Source organism: Collinsella tanakaei, from assembly GCF_016900375.1.
Classification (GTDB): Bacteria; Actinomycetota; Coriobacteriia; order Coriobacteriales; family Coriobacteriaceae; genus Collinsella.
Map to the genome: position 1 here is coordinate 34,719 of NZ_JACJKB010000011.1, position 16,745 is coordinate 51,463.

The 16,745-nt window shown below is 65.9% G+C and carries 12 protein-coding genes; 5 read left to right on the top strand and 7 right to left on the bottom strand.

The window, feature by feature from the left end; translation table 11 throughout:
- Positions 1-55: 55 nt before the first annotated feature.
- Both H6A16_RS07480 and hisS read right to left on the bottom strand, forming a co-directional pair.
- The gene (locus tag H6A16_RS07480) at positions 56-2,806 is read right to left on the bottom strand and encodes a phosphoenolpyruvate carboxylase (RefSeq protein WP_239458279.1); all 2,751 of its coding nucleotides are present in this window, start codon (positions 2,804-2,806) and stop codon (positions 56-58) included.
- Positions 2,807-3,148: 342 nt separating this feature from the next.
- A complete protein-coding gene (hisS, locus tag H6A16_RS07485) occupies positions 3,149-4,465 on the bottom strand; it encodes a histidine--tRNA ligase (RefSeq protein WP_204617743.1) in 1,317 nt (438 codons plus the stop codon).
- A gap of 196 nt (positions 4,466-4,661) precedes the next feature.
- On the opposite strand from hisS, the gene H6A16_RS07490 reads away from it, so the two are divergent.
- A complete protein-coding gene (locus H6A16_RS07490) occupies positions 4,662-5,741 on the top strand; it encodes a threonine aldolase family protein (protein ID WP_204617746.1) in 1,080 nt (359 codons plus the stop codon).
- Between the two features lie 242 nt (positions 5,742-5,983).
- Here the strand turns inward: H6A16_RS07490 and H6A16_RS07495 are convergent, their stop codons facing one another.
- The 3 genes from H6A16_RS07495 to H6A16_RS07505 form a co-directional block, all read right to left on the bottom strand.
- Positions 5,984-7,021, bottom strand: a complete 1,038-nt coding sequence (locus H6A16_RS07495; protein WP_204617748.1) for a DMT family transporter — start codon at positions 7,019-7,021, stop codon at positions 5,984-5,986.
- A 119-nt stretch (positions 7,022-7,140) separates the two neighbouring features.
- Entirely contained in the window at positions 7,141-8,598 is a 1,458-nt protein-coding gene (gene pyk / locus H6A16_RS07500; RefSeq protein WP_204617750.1) for a pyruvate kinase, read from the bottom strand.
- A 339-nt stretch (positions 8,599-8,937) separates the two neighbouring features.
- The gene (locus H6A16_RS07505) at positions 8,938-9,786 is read right to left on the bottom strand and encodes a class II fructose-bisphosphate aldolase (RefSeq protein ID WP_204617752.1); all 849 of its coding nucleotides are present in this window, start codon (positions 9,784-9,786) and stop codon (positions 8,938-8,940) included.
- Positions 9,787-10,167: 381 nt separating this feature from the next.
- Here H6A16_RS07505 and H6A16_RS07510 point away from each other — a divergent pair, with 381 nt between their 5' ends.
- From H6A16_RS07510 to H6A16_RS07520, 3 genes are all read left to right on the top strand, one after another.
- Positions 10,168-10,974: a DeoR/GlpR family DNA-binding transcription regulator gene (locus tag H6A16_RS07510; RefSeq protein WP_204617754.1), complete on the top strand. Its 807-nt coding sequence runs from the start codon at positions 10,168-10,170 to the stop codon at positions 10,972-10,974.
- Between the two features lie 158 nt (positions 10,975-11,132).
- The gene (locus tag H6A16_RS07515; protein WP_204617756.1) at positions 11,133-12,122 is read left to right on the top strand and encodes a hypothetical protein; all 990 of its coding nucleotides are present in this window, start codon (positions 11,133-11,135) and stop codon (positions 12,120-12,122) included.
- Positions 12,123-12,204: 82 nt separating this feature from the next.
- Positions 12,205-12,885, top strand: a complete 681-nt coding sequence (locus H6A16_RS07520) for a PspA/IM30 family protein (protein WP_204617758.1) — start codon at positions 12,205-12,207, stop codon at positions 12,883-12,885.
- Positions 12,886-12,978: 93 nt separating this feature from the next.
- Here the strand turns inward: H6A16_RS07520 and H6A16_RS07525 are convergent, their stop codons facing one another.
- On the bottom strand, positions 12,979-13,914 hold the full coding sequence (locus H6A16_RS07525; RefSeq protein ID WP_204617760.1) for a hexose kinase: 936 nt from the start codon (positions 13,912-13,914) through the stop codon (positions 12,979-12,981).
- Between the two features lie 276 nt (positions 13,915-14,190).
- On the opposite strand from H6A16_RS07525, the gene H6A16_RS07530 reads away from it, so the two are divergent.
- Positions 14,191-15,246 (top strand): aldose epimerase family protein, encoded by a 1,056-nt coding sequence (locus H6A16_RS07530; protein WP_204617763.1) that lies wholly within the window; start codon positions 14,191-14,193, stop codon positions 15,244-15,246.
- A gap of 293 nt (positions 15,247-15,539) precedes the next feature.
- Here the strand turns inward: H6A16_RS07530 and nagA are convergent, their stop codons facing one another.
- Entirely contained in the window at positions 15,540-16,709 is a 1,170-nt protein-coding gene (nagA, locus tag H6A16_RS07535; RefSeq protein WP_204617765.1) for an N-acetylglucosamine-6-phosphate deacetylase, read from the bottom strand.
- Positions 16,710-16,745 lie beyond the last annotated feature (36 nt).

A 16,745-nucleotide genomic window follows, 5' to 3' on the forward strand; every position in this document is an offset into this window, starting at 1 on the left:
GGGCCCCGAAGGGCCCTTGGGCGGTACCTGTTGCGGCGCGCACGCGAAGGGCGCGTTACCCCGTGTTCTGAAGACCCGCGGAGACACCGGTTACGGTGGCGAGGATCAGGCTCAGGTACTTGGCCTTCGCCTCCTCGGACAGATCGCCGCCCTCGTCGCGCACGATGCGCAGGGCGCGCACCTGGGCCAGCGAGAGGACGTCAACGTACGGGTCGCGGATGCGCACGGCGCGACCGAGCACCCGACGATGCTCGAGCGGCCACTCATCGCCCACGATGGCGAGAATCCACGAGCGCGTGAGCTGCATCTCGCCGTACACGGCGCGCGCGAGGTCGCTGCGGTCGCCCAGCGCGAGGTACATCTTGGCGATGCGCGCATCGGTCTTGGCGATGGACATCTCCAGGTTGTCGACGAACGTCGAGAACAGCGGCCACTCGCGGTAGGCCTCGCGCAGCGCCTCGAGGTCGCCGAGCGCCTCGCAGGCCGAACCGAAGCCGTACCAGGCGGCGAGGTTGATGCGCGCCTGGCTCCACGAGAACACCCAGGGGATGGTGCGCAGATCGTCCAGCGACGTGGCGCCGAGGCCGCGCTTGGCCGGGCGGCTGCCGATGGGCAGCAGGCCGACCTCGGTGAGCGGTGTCACGGTCGAGAACCACGGAGCGAAGTCCTCGGTGTGCAGCAGGTCGAGGTAGCGCTCGTGCGCCACGTGGTCGAGCTTGGCAGCCATATCGGCAAAGCGCTCGGTCATCTCGGTGTTCGTACGCTCGACCGACGGCGCGGAGTTGAGCAGCGTCGCCGCGGCGACGTTCTCCACATGGCGCTGCGCGAGCGTGGGGTTGCCGTAGCGCGCGAAGATGACCTCGCCCTGCTCGGTCACCTTGAAGAAGCACTTGACCGAGCCCTTGGGCTGGGCGAGCACCGCGCGGTTGGCGGGGCCGCCACCGCGGCCCACGGCGCCGCCGCGGCCGTGCATGAGCACGAGATCGATGTCGTGCGCCTCCGCCCACTCGGCGATGCGCTGCTGCGCGCGGTGCAGGGCGAGCGTGGCGGTCGTGGGGCCGGCGTCCTTCGCGGAGTCCGAGTACCCGAGCATGACCTCCATCTTGCGCCCGGTCTGCTCCAGCCGCTTCTGCACGGCGGGCAGCGCGAGCATGTCGTCCAGGACATCGACGCAGTTCTCGAGGTCCTCGAGCTGCTCGAACAGCGGGATGACATCGAGGCCCGGAACGTCTTCGGCATGGGCGAACGCCAGCTGCGCCAGCTCGTAGACGTCAGCGACGTTTTGGGCCGACTTCGTGAACGAGATGATGTAGCGATGTGCCATTTTCTTGGAATAGCGCTTCTGGATCGTGCCGATGGCGCGGAAGGTATCGAGCACCTCGCGCGTCATGGGCGCGAGCTCGCCGTGGATGCCGTTCTCGCGAATGTCGGCCAGCGCGCGGCTGTGCACGACGGAATGCTGACGGAACTCCATCTCGACCATGTGGAAGCCGAAGGACTCCGCCTGCCAGATGAGCGTCTGCACCGGACCGTACGCCGCGCGCGAGGCGCCGGCGGCATCGAGCGAGCGCTGCACCACGCGCAGGTCGGCCAAAAACTCCGCCGAGGTGCGGTACATGGTGTCGGCATCGCGGGCCACGGTCGCGCGCAGGCGGTCGGCCATGACGAGCATGACCGCGCGGTGCGGCTCGGAGGCCGAGATCAGCTCGGCGCGGCTCGTGAACTCCTCGCTCATCTCGACCTGGTGGTTCCACAGGTTGAGCAGCTCGCCGGAAGCCTTGGTGTACTTGGCCTCGAGCGTGAGGTTACGGCCGACGCGATAGCACTTGTCGGCGAGCTTCGAGACCATGTGCTTGTAGTACTTGGCGGCAACCTGCAGGCTCACCTTGGCGGTCACGTTGGGGTTGCCGTCGCGATCCGAACCGATCCAGCTGCCGGGATGGAAGAACGCCGGGCAGACCGGGGTCACCAAACCGGCGCCGTCGCCCAGCACCCACGCGTCGAAGCGGCGGTAGATCTGCGGCACCGTGTCGAACAGCGTGTGATCGAAGATGTCGATCACCGTGTCGGCCTCCTCGACGGGAGTCGGCTTCTTGATGGCAACCGGAGAGGTGCGCACGAGCGCGTCGATCTCCTGCAGCATGTGGCGCTCGTTCTCCATGAGATCGGAGCCGCCCAGCCGCGGGCGCTCGGCAAGAAGCTTGCCGATGCGGCGGATCTTGCCCTCGACCGCACGGCGGCGCGCCTCGGTGGGATGCGCGGTGAAGACGGGGTGCACCTCGAGCTTGCCCAGCAGCTCGCTCGCGCGCTCGACGCCCACCTCGTCGATAAGCTGGCGGAAGGCCACCGTCAGCTCATTGGACGGGTCAACCGCCGCCTCGATGGACACGAGCCGCTCGCGGTCGTGGAGCGTCTCGACGCGGTAGTTCTCCTCGCAGAGGTTGGCAAGGTGGAAAAACGAGGTGAAGGCGCGGACGAGCACCTCCATCTCCTCGATGGGCAGCTCGTCGATGAGCCTCACGGCGTCGCGGAACGCCCCGGCGCTGCCCTCATCGTTCATGGGGACACCCTGATCGTCAACGTCCTCGCTGGCGGCGATGGTGCCCGGGTTGCCCTCATTGGCATGGATGGCATCGCTCAGCAGGGCATCGAACAGCTCGCAGATGCGCGGGTCGTACTCCTTGAGCACGCGGCGCTCGAGCCGCTGGAACAGCGCGATGTTGTCGCGCAGGCTCTCGGGGATCTCGATCTCGGAGAGCGGGCCCTCGGCGATATCGGCTACGACCGCATTGACCTGCGCGGTCAGCTCCGCACGACGCTGCTGCTCGGCCTCGGCGCCCGATTGCCTTACGGTATCCGTCACGTATCGCACCGTCCTTTCTTCCAGCACGCCCGTCAGCAGACCGCTCACGGGACAAGCTGTACCGTTGGTAAAAAAGAACACCTTTGAAACACTGGCAGTATAGAACGAGTCAGCCGCCAGCCGATGCAGTATCCCCCATTTGCCTTCTTTGAAACCAATGCTTCACGAAGTCGGCAGATGGCCGCACGGCAGCGCGGCGCACGCCTTTTCGGCACCGCAAAAACGGCCGGGGCGAATGCGCTGATCCGCCCCGGCCGTCAAACGCCTGTCGATATGGCCCGCGCCCTATGCGAACATCTCGCGCACGGTCGCCACGATCTCGTCACGCGGGGCGAGCACCTCGTCGTGCGAGACCATGTTGCGCACCTTGACCTTGCCGGCCGCAAGCTCGTCGCCGCCGATGACCAGGATGAGCGACGCGCCCACCTTGTCGGCCTGCTTGAACTGGCTCTTGAGCGAACGGCCCTGGTAGTCGGCCTCCGTGCGGATGCCTGCGGCGCGCAGCTCGTGCGTGATGCCGAAGACCTCACCGCGCAGGTCAGCGCCCGCGTTAGCCACGTAAACGCACGGCTCGGTGTCGGCGGCGAAGTCCACGCCGAAGGCCTCGAGGGCGAGCATCGCGCGCTCGAATCCCACGGCAAAGCCCACGCCGGGCGTCGGCTTGCCGCCCTCGAGCTCCACGAGCCCGTCGTAGCGGCCACCGCCGCCGATGGAGCCCACGCCCGCGCCGGGCGCCTCGACCTCGAACACCGTGCGGGTGTAGTAGTCGAGGCCGCGCACGAGCGTCGGGTCCTCGACGTACTCGATGCCCGCCGCGTCGAGGTAGCGCTTGACCTGCTCGTAATGCGCACGGCAGTCGTCGCACAGGTTGTCGCGCATGAGCGGGGCGTCCTTCATGATCTCGCGGCAGTGATCGTTCTTGCAGTCGAAGGCGCGCAGCGGGTTGATCTCGGCGCGCTCGCGGCACTCGTCGCACATCTCGTCGGCGTGATCGAGGATGAACGAGCGCACCGCATCGCGGTAGGCGGGACGGCACGCGGGGTCGCCCATCGAGTTGATCAGCAGGCGGAGCTTCGAGAGGTCGAAGCCCAGGCGCTTGTAGAACTCCATGAGCATGATGATGCACTCGGCGTCGGCCGCGGGGTCGGGGGCGCCCAGCCACTCGATGCCCACCTGGTGGAACTGGCGCAGACGGCCCTTCTGGGGACGCTCGCCACGAAACATCGCCTCGGCGTAATACGCCTTGAAGGGCGTCGAACCCTGCGGCACCAGGTTGTTCTCCACCACGGCGCGCACGACGCCCGCCGTGCCCTCGGGGCGCAGCGCCAGGCGCTGCTTGGCCTTGAGCTTGGCATCGGTGCCCTCCTCGAGGACGCGCGCGAAGTTGGCGCCGGAAAAGACGCGGAACATCTCCTTGCGCACCACGTCGGTCGACTGGCCGATGCCGTGCACGAAGACGTCGAGCTGCTCGATGGCGGGCGTCTCGATGGGGTCGAACCCATAGGGCTCGAACACGCTGGCCGCCACCTCCTGCATGCGCTGCCAGGCGCGCATGTCGCGCCCGATCAGATCCTTCGTTCCCTCGGCCCTCTGTGCTTGCATCGGATTCCCCTTATGGTCTGCGGGGCTTTCGCCCACGGATGTTTCGGCCCTCCATTATATGGCCAGGACGTTTCCCATCGATATCAATTCACAGCGAATCCGGGCAGAAGAGCGCGTATCGCCGACGCCCTCCTCGCCACCTCGGCGCTACACTGTGATGCGAATAACCACGCACCGCCGCGACGAAAGGCAACCCATGCATCAGTTCCGCAACGACTACAGCGAGGGCGCAGCACCCGAGGTGTTGGACGCGCTCGTCCGCACAAACAGCGAGCAGACCTCCGGCTACGGCACCGACGGCCATTGCGCCCACGCGGCAGAGCTTATCCGGACCGCCATCGAGCAGCCGGACGCCCACGTGTCGTTCGTGCCGGGCGGCACCGTCGCGAACATCCTTGCGATCTCGGCGCTGACCGATGAGTTCGAGGGCCCCATCTGCGCCGCCGACGCCCATCCGACCGCCCACGAGACTGGCGCGATCGAGGGCTGCGGGCGCCGCTTGCTCGCCACCGCCGACCCCTTCGGCGTGCTCGATCCCGATTCCGCCGAGCGCATCTGGCGCGTCTGCACGGCAAACGGCTGCCACACCACGCGCCCCGCCATGCTGTACTTCTCGGACACCACGGAGTTCGGCCATGTGTACACGCGCGCCGAGTTCGACGCGCTGTGCGACTGGGCAGCCTCGCACGACCTGGCCGTCTACGTCGACGGCGCGCGCATCGCGAGCGCCATGACCGCCGAGGGCGCCGACCTCGATATCGCGCATATCGCCGAGCGCGCCGACGCCTTCACCCTCGGTGGCACCAAGAACGGCATGCTCTTCGGCGAGGCCCTCGTGGTCAGCCCCCGGTCCGCCCGCGGCAGGCGCGCCATCGACCGGCTCCCTTACCTCACCAAGCGCGCCGGCGCGATGACCGCCAAGGGGCGCCTGATGGGCGTCATGTACGAAGCTGCCTTTAGCACCGACGGCACCGACGTCACGGGTGAGATCCCCTATTGGCGCTACGCCCGCCACGCAAATGCCTGCGCCACGCTCCTTGCCGCGGGCATGCGCGACGCGGGATTCGAGCCGTACCTCGAAACGATGGGCAACCAGCAGTTCTTCTGGACCGCGCCCGACATAGCGCAGCAGCTCGCCGACGCCTGCGGCGCCGAGATCTCGCTCGTCGACGACCCGACCGGAGCCGGCCGCGTCGTTTCGCGCTTCGTCACGAGCTGGGCGACCTCTGAGGCCGACGTCGACGAGGCGATCGCCTTCGCGAAGACGCTGGTGTAGCCGCTCAAGCCTTCCGACACGCACGCCTGTGGATAAAACTGCCAGTTCTGTACCCGAAAGCGCTACCAACAACAGAATTCCAGCATCGAAACGCTCGAAATAGTCAGCAAAGCATTCATAACGAACTGAACGAGCGCCCCTTCGCATCCAAAATGATGCGAAGGGGCGCTCTTGCGCGCTTCGAAGGAATACAGCGTCTGGAGGCGGGGGTACAAAACTGGCAGAAATATCCAGCAGCCGTCTCAACGCCGCTGCAGAAGCGGCCGCAGGAACGAGAAGTGCGTCTCGGAGAGCACGATCGACACGAAGATGAGCGCAAAGCCCGCCACAAGCCTGCCCGACAGCAGCTCGTTCGCGAAGATAACGGAGAAGAGCACGCCCGACGGGGACTCGAGCGAGAGCAGCAGCGAGCCGATCGAGGGCGGCACGTGCACGAGAGCGATGTTCTGCAGCAGCATGCCTACGCAGGTGCAGAACACCGACAGGAACGCCAGCACGCCCAGAAGACTCGGCGTCCACACGCTCGCCGCAGGAGGCACCTCGGTAACAAAGCTGATCGCCGCGCACATCGTGCCGACCGTCAAGAACATCCAAAACGTGATGACGTTGATGTCTAGATCGCGCCCGAAGCGCGAGACGACCGCCATCTGAAGGGCGAAGAACAGCGCTCCGGCGAGCGTGAGGGCGTCGCCTATATTCATGGTGAAATCGTCGAGCGCCACAAGGCCGATACCGCCCAAGCACAGCAGCGCCGCACCCACGTTAAAGCGCGTCAGCGGCTCCCCGCTCATGAAATGGCTGATGAACGGCACCAGAATGCAGTACGTGCCGGTGAGGAAGGCGTTCTTGCCCGCCGTCGTCTCGCCGAGGCCGAGCGTCTGCAGGCCGTACGCCGTTCCCATCAGCACGCCCATGAGGGCACCCACGGCAAGGTTGCGCTTGTTGAAGTGAACGCGGATGCGCTTGGCAAACAGCACCAGCATGATGAGGGCCGCGAACAGGAAGCGGCAGGCAAGCAGGTAGAACGTGGGCAGCAGGTCGAGTGCGTCCTTCATGACGAAGAACGAGAAGCCCCACATGCATGCCATGGTGACCAGGATGAGCTTCCAAAACAGCGGCGAGCGCGCACCGGCACCACGCAGCCTGCGCGTGCTGGCACCGCGGTCCTCAAGCGCCACGGGAGCATCGGCACCCAGCAGGGCGTCGAGGTCATCGGCAGGAACGGAGGCGTTCCGAAGCTGCGCTTCGGATATGTTGCGTGAGGTATTCGTAGTATCCATACGCGTTAATGTAGCACGTTGCGCCACGCCGCTCAACGCAGCGGGCCCTGCGCTACCGCAGGGCCCGCTGGCAGATTCAACTTGTTCGCCTACCCGCTCGGGCAGGCCTTAGAGCTACGTTAGCGCACCTGCGCCACGTGCACGACGTTCGTGGAGGTCACGCCGTCGGCGAAGGTGATGGACGTATCCGGATCGCCCACGGTCAGCACGGCGACATCGCCCACGCGCACGATACCGCGGCTCTTCGCGCACTCGAGCGCCGTCTTGACGATGTAGCGCTTGTCGCCGATCTGGCCCTCGGTCACCGGCTCGACGCCCCAGTAGATCGTCATCTTGCGCGTGGCCGCGTCGTGCGGCGTCACGGCGAGAATCGGCAGCATGGGGCGGAAGTTGGAAACCAGGCGCGCGGAGCGGCCGGACTCGGTCGGGATGATGATGGCGCGAGCCTTGACGTTAAAGGCCGTGCTCACGGCAGCCAGGCCGATGGCGCTGTTGATGGCGCGGATGCCCGTCTCTTCGGTGTGGATGTCCAGGCGGTTGTGCTCAGGCATGGTGGCCTCGGCGATCAGCGCGATGTTGGCCATCATCTGCACGGACTCGAGCGGGTACTTGCCGGCAGCGGTCTCACCGGAGAGCATGGTCGCATCCGTGCCGTCGGCGATGGCGTTGGCCACGTCGGTGACCTCGGCGCGGGTCGGACGCGGGTTGCGGATCATGGAGTCGAGCATCTGCGTGGCCGTGATGACCGGCTTGTACGCCTTGTTGCACTTCTGGATGATCTCCTTCTGGATGGTGGGGCACACCTCGGGCGCGACCTCGACGCCCAGGTCGCCGCGGGCGACCATGATGCCGTCGGACTCCTTCAGGATGTCATCGAAGTGGTAGACGGCCACGGCGCACTCGATCTTGGGGAAGATGTCGATGTTGCCGCCGCCGTTCTCCTGGCACAGCTTGCGGATCTCGCGGACACCCGCGGCGTCGCGGATGAAGGAGGCCGCGATGAAGTCGATGCCCTCCTCGATGCCGAACAGGATGTCCTTGCGGTCCTGCTCGGTGATGGTGGGAAGCGACAGCTTGGCGTTGGGGACGTTCACGCCCTTCTTCTCGCCGAGCTCGCCGCCGTTATCGACATGGCAGACGATATCCTGGCCGTCGATGCTCTTGACCGTCAGGCCGATGAGGCCGTCGTCGATCAGGATGGTTCCGCCCGGATGCACCTCGCGCGGAAGCTCCAGGTGATCGAGGTAGAAGTGCTCGGCGGTGCCCTGTAGCTCCTCGGACGTCTCGGCCGCGGTGACCGTGACCATGCCGCCCGTCTCGAGCGTCACCTTCTGGTGGTCCTTGAGGAAGCCGGTTCGGATCTCGGGGCCCTTGGTGTCCAGCAGGATGCCCACCGGCTTGCCCAACTCGGCAGCGATGCGCTTCACGCGCGCCATGCGCTCGTGCTGCTCCTCGTGGCTGCCATGCGAAAAATTAAAGCGGGCCACGTTCATGCCCGCCTTGATCATTTCACGAAGGATATTGTCGTCATCACATGCCGGTCCCATGGTGCAAACGATTTTCGTGCGCTTGTTCATGTGTCTCTCCACCTTTCCGCGAGCGCGCTATGCGCATTCCGACAATTTCCCCCTGCGATGCCATAAGGGTACCGGATGGCACGGCACATTCAAGCACCCACTCCCCCAACGGTCGATATACCTGGTGAGCGTTGGCATCAAATCCCCTGCGTATCCCATATGTTTATATTCGCACGCATCCTGTGCGCTTTTTAGTAGCAAAGGGGATAATACCGGCCCTACACATGCGGGTCCGAAAACGAAAAGAGGGCCCCGGCCCCCTCGGGCCGTCTGCGCGCAACCGGCGCAATCGGTCCCGAGGGAACACGAAGCCCTCTTCAATACATCAACGGCGATGCGCTACGCGCGACCGACCGAACCGAGGTTCTCCATGCGGATCTTGACGATCTTGGTGATCTCGGCCATACCGGCCTGGCCCGGCTTCTTGGGATCGAAGCAGGTGGGGTTCTCGGCCATGTAGGCCATGAAGCCCTTGGTGAAAGCCTGACGCAGCTCGGTAGCGTAGTTGACCTTGCAGATGCCGTTCTTCACAGCCTCGGCGACCTGCTCGTCGGGCACACCGGAGGTACCGTGCAGGACCAGGGGCACGTCGACGGCGGCGCGGATGGCCTTGACGACGTCCTGCTCGATGTGGGGCTCGGCGGTGTAGACGCCGTGCGAGGTGCCGACGCCGATGGCGAGCGAGGTGCAGCCGGTGCGCTCGACGAACTCGCGGGCCTCGTCCGGGTCGGTGTAGGGGCTCTCGCCCTCGACCTCGACGTCGTCCTCCTTGCCGCCGACCTTGCCCAGCTCGGCCTCGACGGGCACGCCCATGGCGGCGCCGGCGTCGGCGACGAGCTTGGTCAGGGCGATGTTGTCCTCGAAGGTCTCGTGGGAGCCGTCGATCATGACGGAGGTGTAACCGGTGCGCAGGGCCTTCATGCAGCGATCGTAGCCGTCGCCGTGATCGAGGTGCAGGGCCACGGGCACGTTCGTGCGCTCAGCGGCGGCCTTGACCATGCCGTAGAAGTAATCGAGGCCGGTCATCTTGATGGTGCCGGATGTGGTCTGCATGATGACGGGGGACTTGGTCTCCTCCGCGGCGGCCAGGACGGCCATGACGAACTCGAGGTTCTCGACGTTGAACGCGCCGACGGCGTAGTGGTTCTCCTGCGCGTCGAGCAGCATCTCCTTGGTGGTCACGAGCATGGGCGATTCGCTCCCTCCTGCCGCCGCGCACCGCGCGGACGGTCTCGACTTGCCGCCCCACCTCTTTGGGACGGCGCCTGCCATCATTGTAGGGGAATGCAAAAGCGGCAGCTCATGCGCAGCATCGGCGCCGTCGCGCGCAGCGAAAAGCAAAGGCAAGCCTCGCGGTAGCGCGCAGACACCGACGCGAACCGCATGCGGCGCGAGGGCATCGGCGAGCGGTATGCCCGACCTGCAATTTGCGTAAAAGAAAAGAATCGAAGTATCTTTGCTTGCGAAAAAGCAAAATAAAGCAAAATGGAATCTCCACGGTTTGTTCATGATTGAACGTGGGCAAAGCTGCGGGGTACCTTACCCCACCTCCACGAAAGAAGGCGATCCATGTCGACATCAGCATCCCATTCGTTTGCCGAGGAGCGTCGCGCCGCCATCATGGCGATGCTCGACCGGTCCGCATCCGTCCAGGTCGCCGAGCTCACTCGCGCCTTCGGCGTGTCCGCCGTCACCATCCGCTCCGACCTCGACGCACTCGAGGCCGACGGCAAGCTGCGCCGCACGCACGGCGGCGCCGTCTCGCTGCACAAGACGCTCACCGTCTCCATCCAAGACCGCCGCGTCAACGTGAACGTCGCGGCAAAGCAGGCCATCGCGCGCGCCGCAATCGAGCTCGTCGACGACGGCGATGCGCTGCTCGTCGATTCGGGCACCACCGCTCTGGAGTTCGTGCGCATGCTCGGCTCGAAATCGGACATCACCGTCGTCACCGCCGACGTCACGGTGGCGAACTTCATCGACGAGAGCCTGCCTACGGTCGACGCCATCCTGCTGGGCGGGGCGCTGCGCAAGGGGCACCGCTACCTGTACGGCTCGCTCGCCCTGCGCTCGCTGGAGGTCCTGCATGCCGACAAGGCCTTCCTGTGCCCCACCGCGCTCGTTCCCGGACGCGGCTTCATGACCAACTACGAACAGATGGCCGAGGTCAAGGCAGGTATGATGCGGGCTGCGGGCACACGCATCGTGCTCATGGACGCGAGCAAGGTGAACGGCAGCGGGCTCTTCCGGTTCGCAGGGCTCGACGACGCCGACACCATCGTCATGGACCGCGACCCAGACGGTCTCGTGGCCTCCGAGCTGGAGGCGCTGGAGGAAGCCGCCAGGCGCCCGCATCTCGTGCTCGCCCAGAGCTGAGCGACAAGATTGAACCTGGCCCCAACTTGTCGTTGAGGGTCATCGCAGGGGCCGCACTGGGGAATAATCTGTATGTTTGGCATAGTCGCTCGATATCCGGGCGCGGCGGCGGCCGCTCTTCTGGAGGCTTCTCGGGTGGCCGCGGAAGGTCCGGCGGCATGGGCTCGCCGTTCGGCGGCGGCATGGGTGGCCCGCGCATGGGTCGGCCCGCTCCTCCCCCGCAGCGGCGCTCCTCGTTCGGCGGCAACTTCATGGGCGGCTTCCTCATGGGCAGCCTCATGAATCGCAACCGCACCGTCGTCGTCAACAACGGCGGCCCCGGGCGCGGGCCGGGCGGTCCCGCACCGAGCTCCGGTGGCGGCTGCTTCGGCGGCTGCGCGGGCATGCTCGTCGCCATCGTGATCGTCGCGCTTCTGGGAGCCCTCGCCACCACCTTCATACCCTCGTGCTCGACGGGCTACAGCGAGCAGGGCGCATCGACCGTTATCCGCGAGGAGCTGCCGGCGGGCTCGGTCGATGAGACCGCCTACTACACGGACGCCGACGGCGACTGGATCCACAGCCCCTTGACGCTCGAGCGCGGCATGCGGGAGTTCTTCGAGAAGACCGGCGTGCAGCCCTACGTCTACATCCTGAAGAACGGAACCACCTCCTCCACCTCGGCGCTCACCGATGCGGCGGAGGAGCTCTACGACGAGCTCTTCACCGACGAGGGGCACTTCCTGCTCGTGTTCTGCGACGACGGCAACGGCTCCTACAACTGCGGCTACGCTGCGGGATCGCTCGCCACGCAGGTCATGGACTCCGAGGCTGTCGGCATCCTCAGCGAGCAGCTCGAGCGTGCCTACGGCGACCTCTCGCTTTCTGAGGAGGAGATCTTCTCGCAGGCGTTCTCCGAGACAGCCGACCTCATCATGAGCGCCGCCGACAACCAGCAGGTCTCCGAGACCACCCGAAACGTCGTCATCGGCGTCGTGGCCGTGGTCGCCGTGGGCGGTGTCGTGTACCTCGTTGCCAAGAACCGCAAGGCTAAGCAGGAAGCCGAGCGCAAGCGCACCGAGGAGATCCTCAACACTCCCCTCGAGAAGTTCGGCGACACCGACATCGAGGACCTAGCCGACAAATACGAAGACGACGCCGACAAGTAGGCGCGCCTATAGCCCTCGTCGAGCAAGGGCGCCTGAAGACCCATCAGACGCAATCCGCGTCTACGAGGAAAGGAACAAGACTATGGGTATCCTTGACCGTTTCACCACCATCGTGAAGGCCAACATCAACGAGCTTCTCGATCACGCTGAGGATCCGGCGAAGATGATCGACCAGTACCTGGTCGACCTGACCGAGTCGCTCGCGGAGGTCAAGAAGGAGACCGCCGGCGTCATCGCCGAGGAGAAGCGCTGCCGCCGTCTGGTCGACGACAACGAGGCCGAGGTCAACCGCATGGAGGAGCTCGCCAAGAAAGCCCTTACCGCCGGCAACGAGGGCGATGCCCGCACGTTCCTCGGCAAGAAGCAGCAGCTCGCGACCGCGGGCACCGTACTCGTCAAGGCCTATGAAGCCGCCCACGCCAACGCCGAGAAGATGCGCCAGATGCACGACAAGCTCGTGAGCGATATCGAGAACCTCAAGAGCCGTCGCGAGACCATCAAGGCCAAGGTCGCCGTCGCCAAGACGCAGGAGAAGGTCGCCGGCTTCACCTCCGGCTCCGACCGCGCCGAGAGCGCCATCGCCGCCTTCGACCGCATGGAGGCCAAGGCCGATCGCATGCTCGACACCGCCGACGCCATGGCCGAGCTCAACGAGGATCCGACCGACGACATCGCCGACCTGGAGCAGAAATACTCCTCCGTTGCCGACAGCGCCGCCGTCGACGGCGAGCTCGCCCGCCTGAAGGCGGAGATGGGCCTCTAACGAAAGCCCCGCACATCGCGATATGAAATCGCCCCCGGTCGGACGTTCGACCGGGGGCGATTGCGTTACACGGCTATCGTCGGCTGAGGTCCGCTACAGCTCGGAGATCTCCACCGCGCTGTGGATCTCGTCCCACTTGTCCATGACCAAGTGGCCGGTCTGCGGATCCATGGCGTTGAGCGTGCCGCAGGTGTTGCCGCAGCGCAGGACCTCCTCGTCATCGGCACCGGCGGCGATGGCATGCGCGAAGCCGGCGATGGTGGAGTCGCCCGAGCCCGTCGCGTTCACGCACTCGATGCGCGGGGCCTTCGCGCGCAGCACGCGGCCGCCATGGAAGGCGACCGAGCCGGCGGCGCCCATGCTCACGACAACCCAGTCGATGTCGGCGAAGCGCTCATCGGCCGCGAGCGCAGCCTGGAGCTCAGAGAGCTCGTCGGGGGTGAAGCTCGTGCCCAGAAGGTCGTTGATCTCGGTGAGGTTGGGCTTCACGAGCGTCGGCTTGACCTCAGCGTCGAGGGCGGCGTCGAGGGCGGCACCCGAGGTGTCGAGCAGCACGGGGACGTTCTTCTCGGCCGCGATGGCCACGAGGCGCGCGTAGGTGTCGGCGGGCACGCCCTTGGGCAGCGAGCCCGACAGCGTCACGCAGGACGCGTCCGACACGAGGTCGGTGTAGTTGCCCACGAAGGCCTCGAGCTCCTCGGCGCTCACCACAGGACCGCTCTCCAGAAGCTCGGTCTGGTTGCCGTCGTGCAGCAGCGCGATGCAGGTGCGCGACTCGCCGGCGATGGGCGTGAAGCGGTGGGTGATCCCGTCGGCATCCATGAGCTCACCCAAATAGGCGCCGGAATGGCCACCGAGCAGGCCCGTCGCCACGATGTCATCGCCCAGCTGGACGAGCACGCGGCTCACGTTCAGGCCCTTACCGCCCGCCGTCTTGGCGGGAACCACGCGATTGACGTCGTCGACGATCAGGTGATCGACCGTGTAGCGCGTGTCGATCGAGGGGTTCATGGTAACGGTGAGAATCATGTCCATCCCTTTCTTCTGGACAGGTGAACGCTCAGGAGGCCGCATACTTTACGTTCGTGCCGACCACCTGCGCCTATTGTAGCTCCAGGCTGCCGCGCGCCCATGCGCTACTCGGCGGACAGCGCCGCCGCATCCGCAAGCAAACGCAAGGACACCGGCGGAGGCAAGGCGTCTGCACCGCAAAAGAAATCGCATATCACCGACCCCGCGCAAACTATCCCCCGCACCCCTCTATAATGGCGATATCGAATGCACAACATCCTGGAGGTAGCGCCCATGATCACCGTAACTCCCTTCGGAACCGCGCCCGATGGCTCCGAGGTCTCCTGCTTCACCCTTGACGACGGCCACATCGCCGTGCGCGTCATGAACTTCGGCGCCACGGTGCTCGGTATCGACGCCCCCGACGCCGCCGGCACCATGGCCGACGTCGTGCTCGGCTACGATACGCTCGACGGCTACGCCGCCCTCAATCCCTCGTGCTACGGCGCCACCATCGCGCCGTCGGCCAACCGCATCGGCGGGGCGAAGCTCACCATCGACGGCACCGAGTGGAAGCTCCTTGCCAACGAAGGAGAGAACAACCTCCATACCGACCTCGAGCACGCGCTGCACAAGCGCGTGTGGTCCGCCGAGGTCGACGAGGCGGCAAACACGGTTCGCATGTCGGCGACCCTCGCCCACGGCGAGCTCGGCCTTCCCGGCGAGCGCACCTTCACGGCGGAGTTCTCGCTCACGCCCGCCGGCGCCTTCCGCATCGCCTACACCTGCACGTCCGACCGCCGCACGTTCGTGAACATGACGAACCACACCTACTTCAACCTCGCCGGCCACGATGCCGGCTCCGTGCGCGACCAGGTGGTCTCCATCAACGCGTCGCAGATCGTCGAGCTGGGCCATGATTCCGTCTCGACCGGCAAGCTGCTCGATGTCGAGGGCACGCCGTTCGACTTCCGTAGCGCAAAGGCGCTCGGTGCCGATATCGACGCCGACGACGAGCAGATCCGCATCGCCCACGGCTACGACCACTGCTTCTGCATCGATAACTTCTGGCCCTGCGGCCATCTGCGCCACGCCCTGCACGCGGTGGACCCCGTGAGCGGCCGCGCGCTCGACATCGCCATCACCGCTCCGGGCGCGCACCTGTACACCGGCAACTTCGTGGGCGACACGCACGCGAAGGCCGATGCCACCTACGAGGTCAACGGCGGCTTCGCCTTCGAGCCGGAGTACTACCCCAACACGCCCAACATCCCGAGCTTCCCGCAGTGCTACTGCGGCCCGGGCTTCCCGTTCGAGAGCGTCATCGAGTACCGCTTCTCGACCATCTAGCATCCAAGCAACCGAATCTCGACATACACAGCGCGCCCGGACAATATCCGTCCGAGCGCGCTTTCGTTTGGCGCATTGTACAAGTTCGGGAGATAGCACGAAGCCCGGCGGCAACCGGGCTTCGTGAATCGAAATAACCTGCGCCGCCCGCACACACCTTAACCAAAGGACGGGCTTTGCCGGCATGCTTAGTGTACCACCGGAAACAGCCTCTTATACAAGCTACAGCGTACAAAAGGCGGCGGCCCGCCGAAGCGAGCCGCCGCCCAAACAAGCTGTCGCGCGCGCAGCGTCTACGCGTTGACCGAAACGCCGCCGACGTAGGTGTCGTTCAGCGTGAGGTCGTTGTTGAAAAACGTCATGTCCGCCGCGCGGCCGGGCAGGATGAAGCCCACCTTGTCGTCGACGTGCGCGGAGCGGGCCGCCACCTCGGTGGCCATACGGATGGCCTGCTCGGCCGTGACGATCTGCCAATCGACGACGTTCTTCACGCCCTGGGCGAGCGTGAGCACGGAGCCCGCGATCGAACCGGTCGTGCCGTCCTCGAGTAGCAGGTAGCACAGGCCGCCCTTCATGACGACGGGCAGGCCGCCGGACATGTACTCGCCCTCGGGCATGCCGCCGCAGCCGAGGCAGTCGGTGATCAGCACGGTGTGCTGCCAGCCCTTAGCGGTCACGAGCGCCTTGATGGCAGCGGGCACCACATGGCGGCCGTCGCAGATGATCTCGGCATAGGTGCCGTTGGTGGTCATGGCGGCACCGGTCACACCCGGGTCGCGGTGATGCAGGCCGCGCTGGCCGTTATAGGTGTGAACGAAGCAGGTGGCACCGGCGTTCACCGCGGCGAGCGTCTCGTCGTAGGTCGCGTCGGAGTGGCCGATGGAGGTCACGACGCCCTTGGCCGCAAGCGCGGAGATATAGGCGCACGCGCCCTCCTTCTCCGCCGCGAGCGCGCTCTTGACGATGCGGCCGCCGGCCTTCTCCTGCCACATGTCGAAGACCTCGACGGTGGGCTCGATCAGATAGGCGGGGTTCTGGGCGCCGACGTGCTTCATGGTGAAGAACGGGCCCTCGAGGTAGATACCGGGGATGCGGGCACCGACGAAGTCATCGCCGCGCGTCTCGTCGGCCTCGGCGATGGCCGCGCACTGCTGGCCGATGCGCTCGGGGTCGTCGGTGAAGGTCGTGGGGATCCACGCCGTGGTGCCGCGGCGCGCGAGCTCGACGCTCGAGGCGTTGATGCCCGCCGGGTCGCAATCGGTGGTGGCGTGGTTGTAGAAGCCGTGGATGTGGGTGTCCACGAGGCCGGGCGCCACCGTGCAGCCGGTGTAATCGCGAATCTCGCATGCCGGCTCCTCGGCGGTCCAGCTGCCGAACACGCCGTCCTCGACCATGAGGTAGCCGCCCTGCATCATCGCGCCAGGCAGGACGAAACGGTCGGCCTTGATTGCAAACGTGCCCATGAATGCTCCTTTCGAGCGTGAGGCGTGGGTGGTCGG

Coding starts and splice junctions, on each gene's coding strand:
- hisS (WP_204617743.1), bottom strand. CDS start 4,465: ATGCAAGCACAGAGGGCCGAGGGAACGAAGGATCTGATCGGGCGCGAC.
- H6A16_RS07490 (WP_204617746.1), top strand. CDS start 4,662: ATGCATCAGTTCCGCAACGACTACAGCGAGGGCGCAGCACCCGAGGTG.
- H6A16_RS07495 (WP_204617748.1), bottom strand. CDS start 7,021: ATGGATACTACGAATACCTCACGCAACATATCCGAAGCGCAGCTTCGG.
- pyk (WP_204617750.1), bottom strand. CDS start 8,598: ATGAACAAGCGCACGAAAATCGTTTGCACCATGGGACCGGCATGTGAT.
- H6A16_RS07505 (WP_204617752.1), bottom strand. CDS start 9,786: ATGCTCGTGACCACCAAGGAGATGCTGCTCGACGCGCAGGAGAACCAC.
- H6A16_RS07510 (WP_204617754.1), top strand. CDS start 10,168: ATGTCGACATCAGCATCCCATTCGTTTGCCGAGGAGCGTCGCGCCGCC.
- H6A16_RS07515 (WP_204617756.1), top strand. CDS start 11,133: ATGGGCTCGCCGTTCGGCGGCGGCATGGGTGGCCCGCGCATGGGTCGG.
- H6A16_RS07520 (WP_204617758.1), top strand. CDS start 12,205: ATGGGTATCCTTGACCGTTTCACCACCATCGTGAAGGCCAACATCAAC.
- H6A16_RS07525 (WP_204617760.1), bottom strand. CDS start 13,914: ATGATTCTCACCGTTACCATGAACCCCTCGATCGACACGCGCTACACG.
- H6A16_RS07530 (WP_204617763.1), top strand. CDS start 14,191: ATGATCACCGTAACTCCCTTCGGAACCGCGCCCGATGGCTCCGAGGTC.
- nagA (WP_204617765.1), bottom strand. CDS start 16,709: ATGGGCACGTTTGCAATCAAGGCCGACCGTTTCGTCCTGCCTGGCGCG.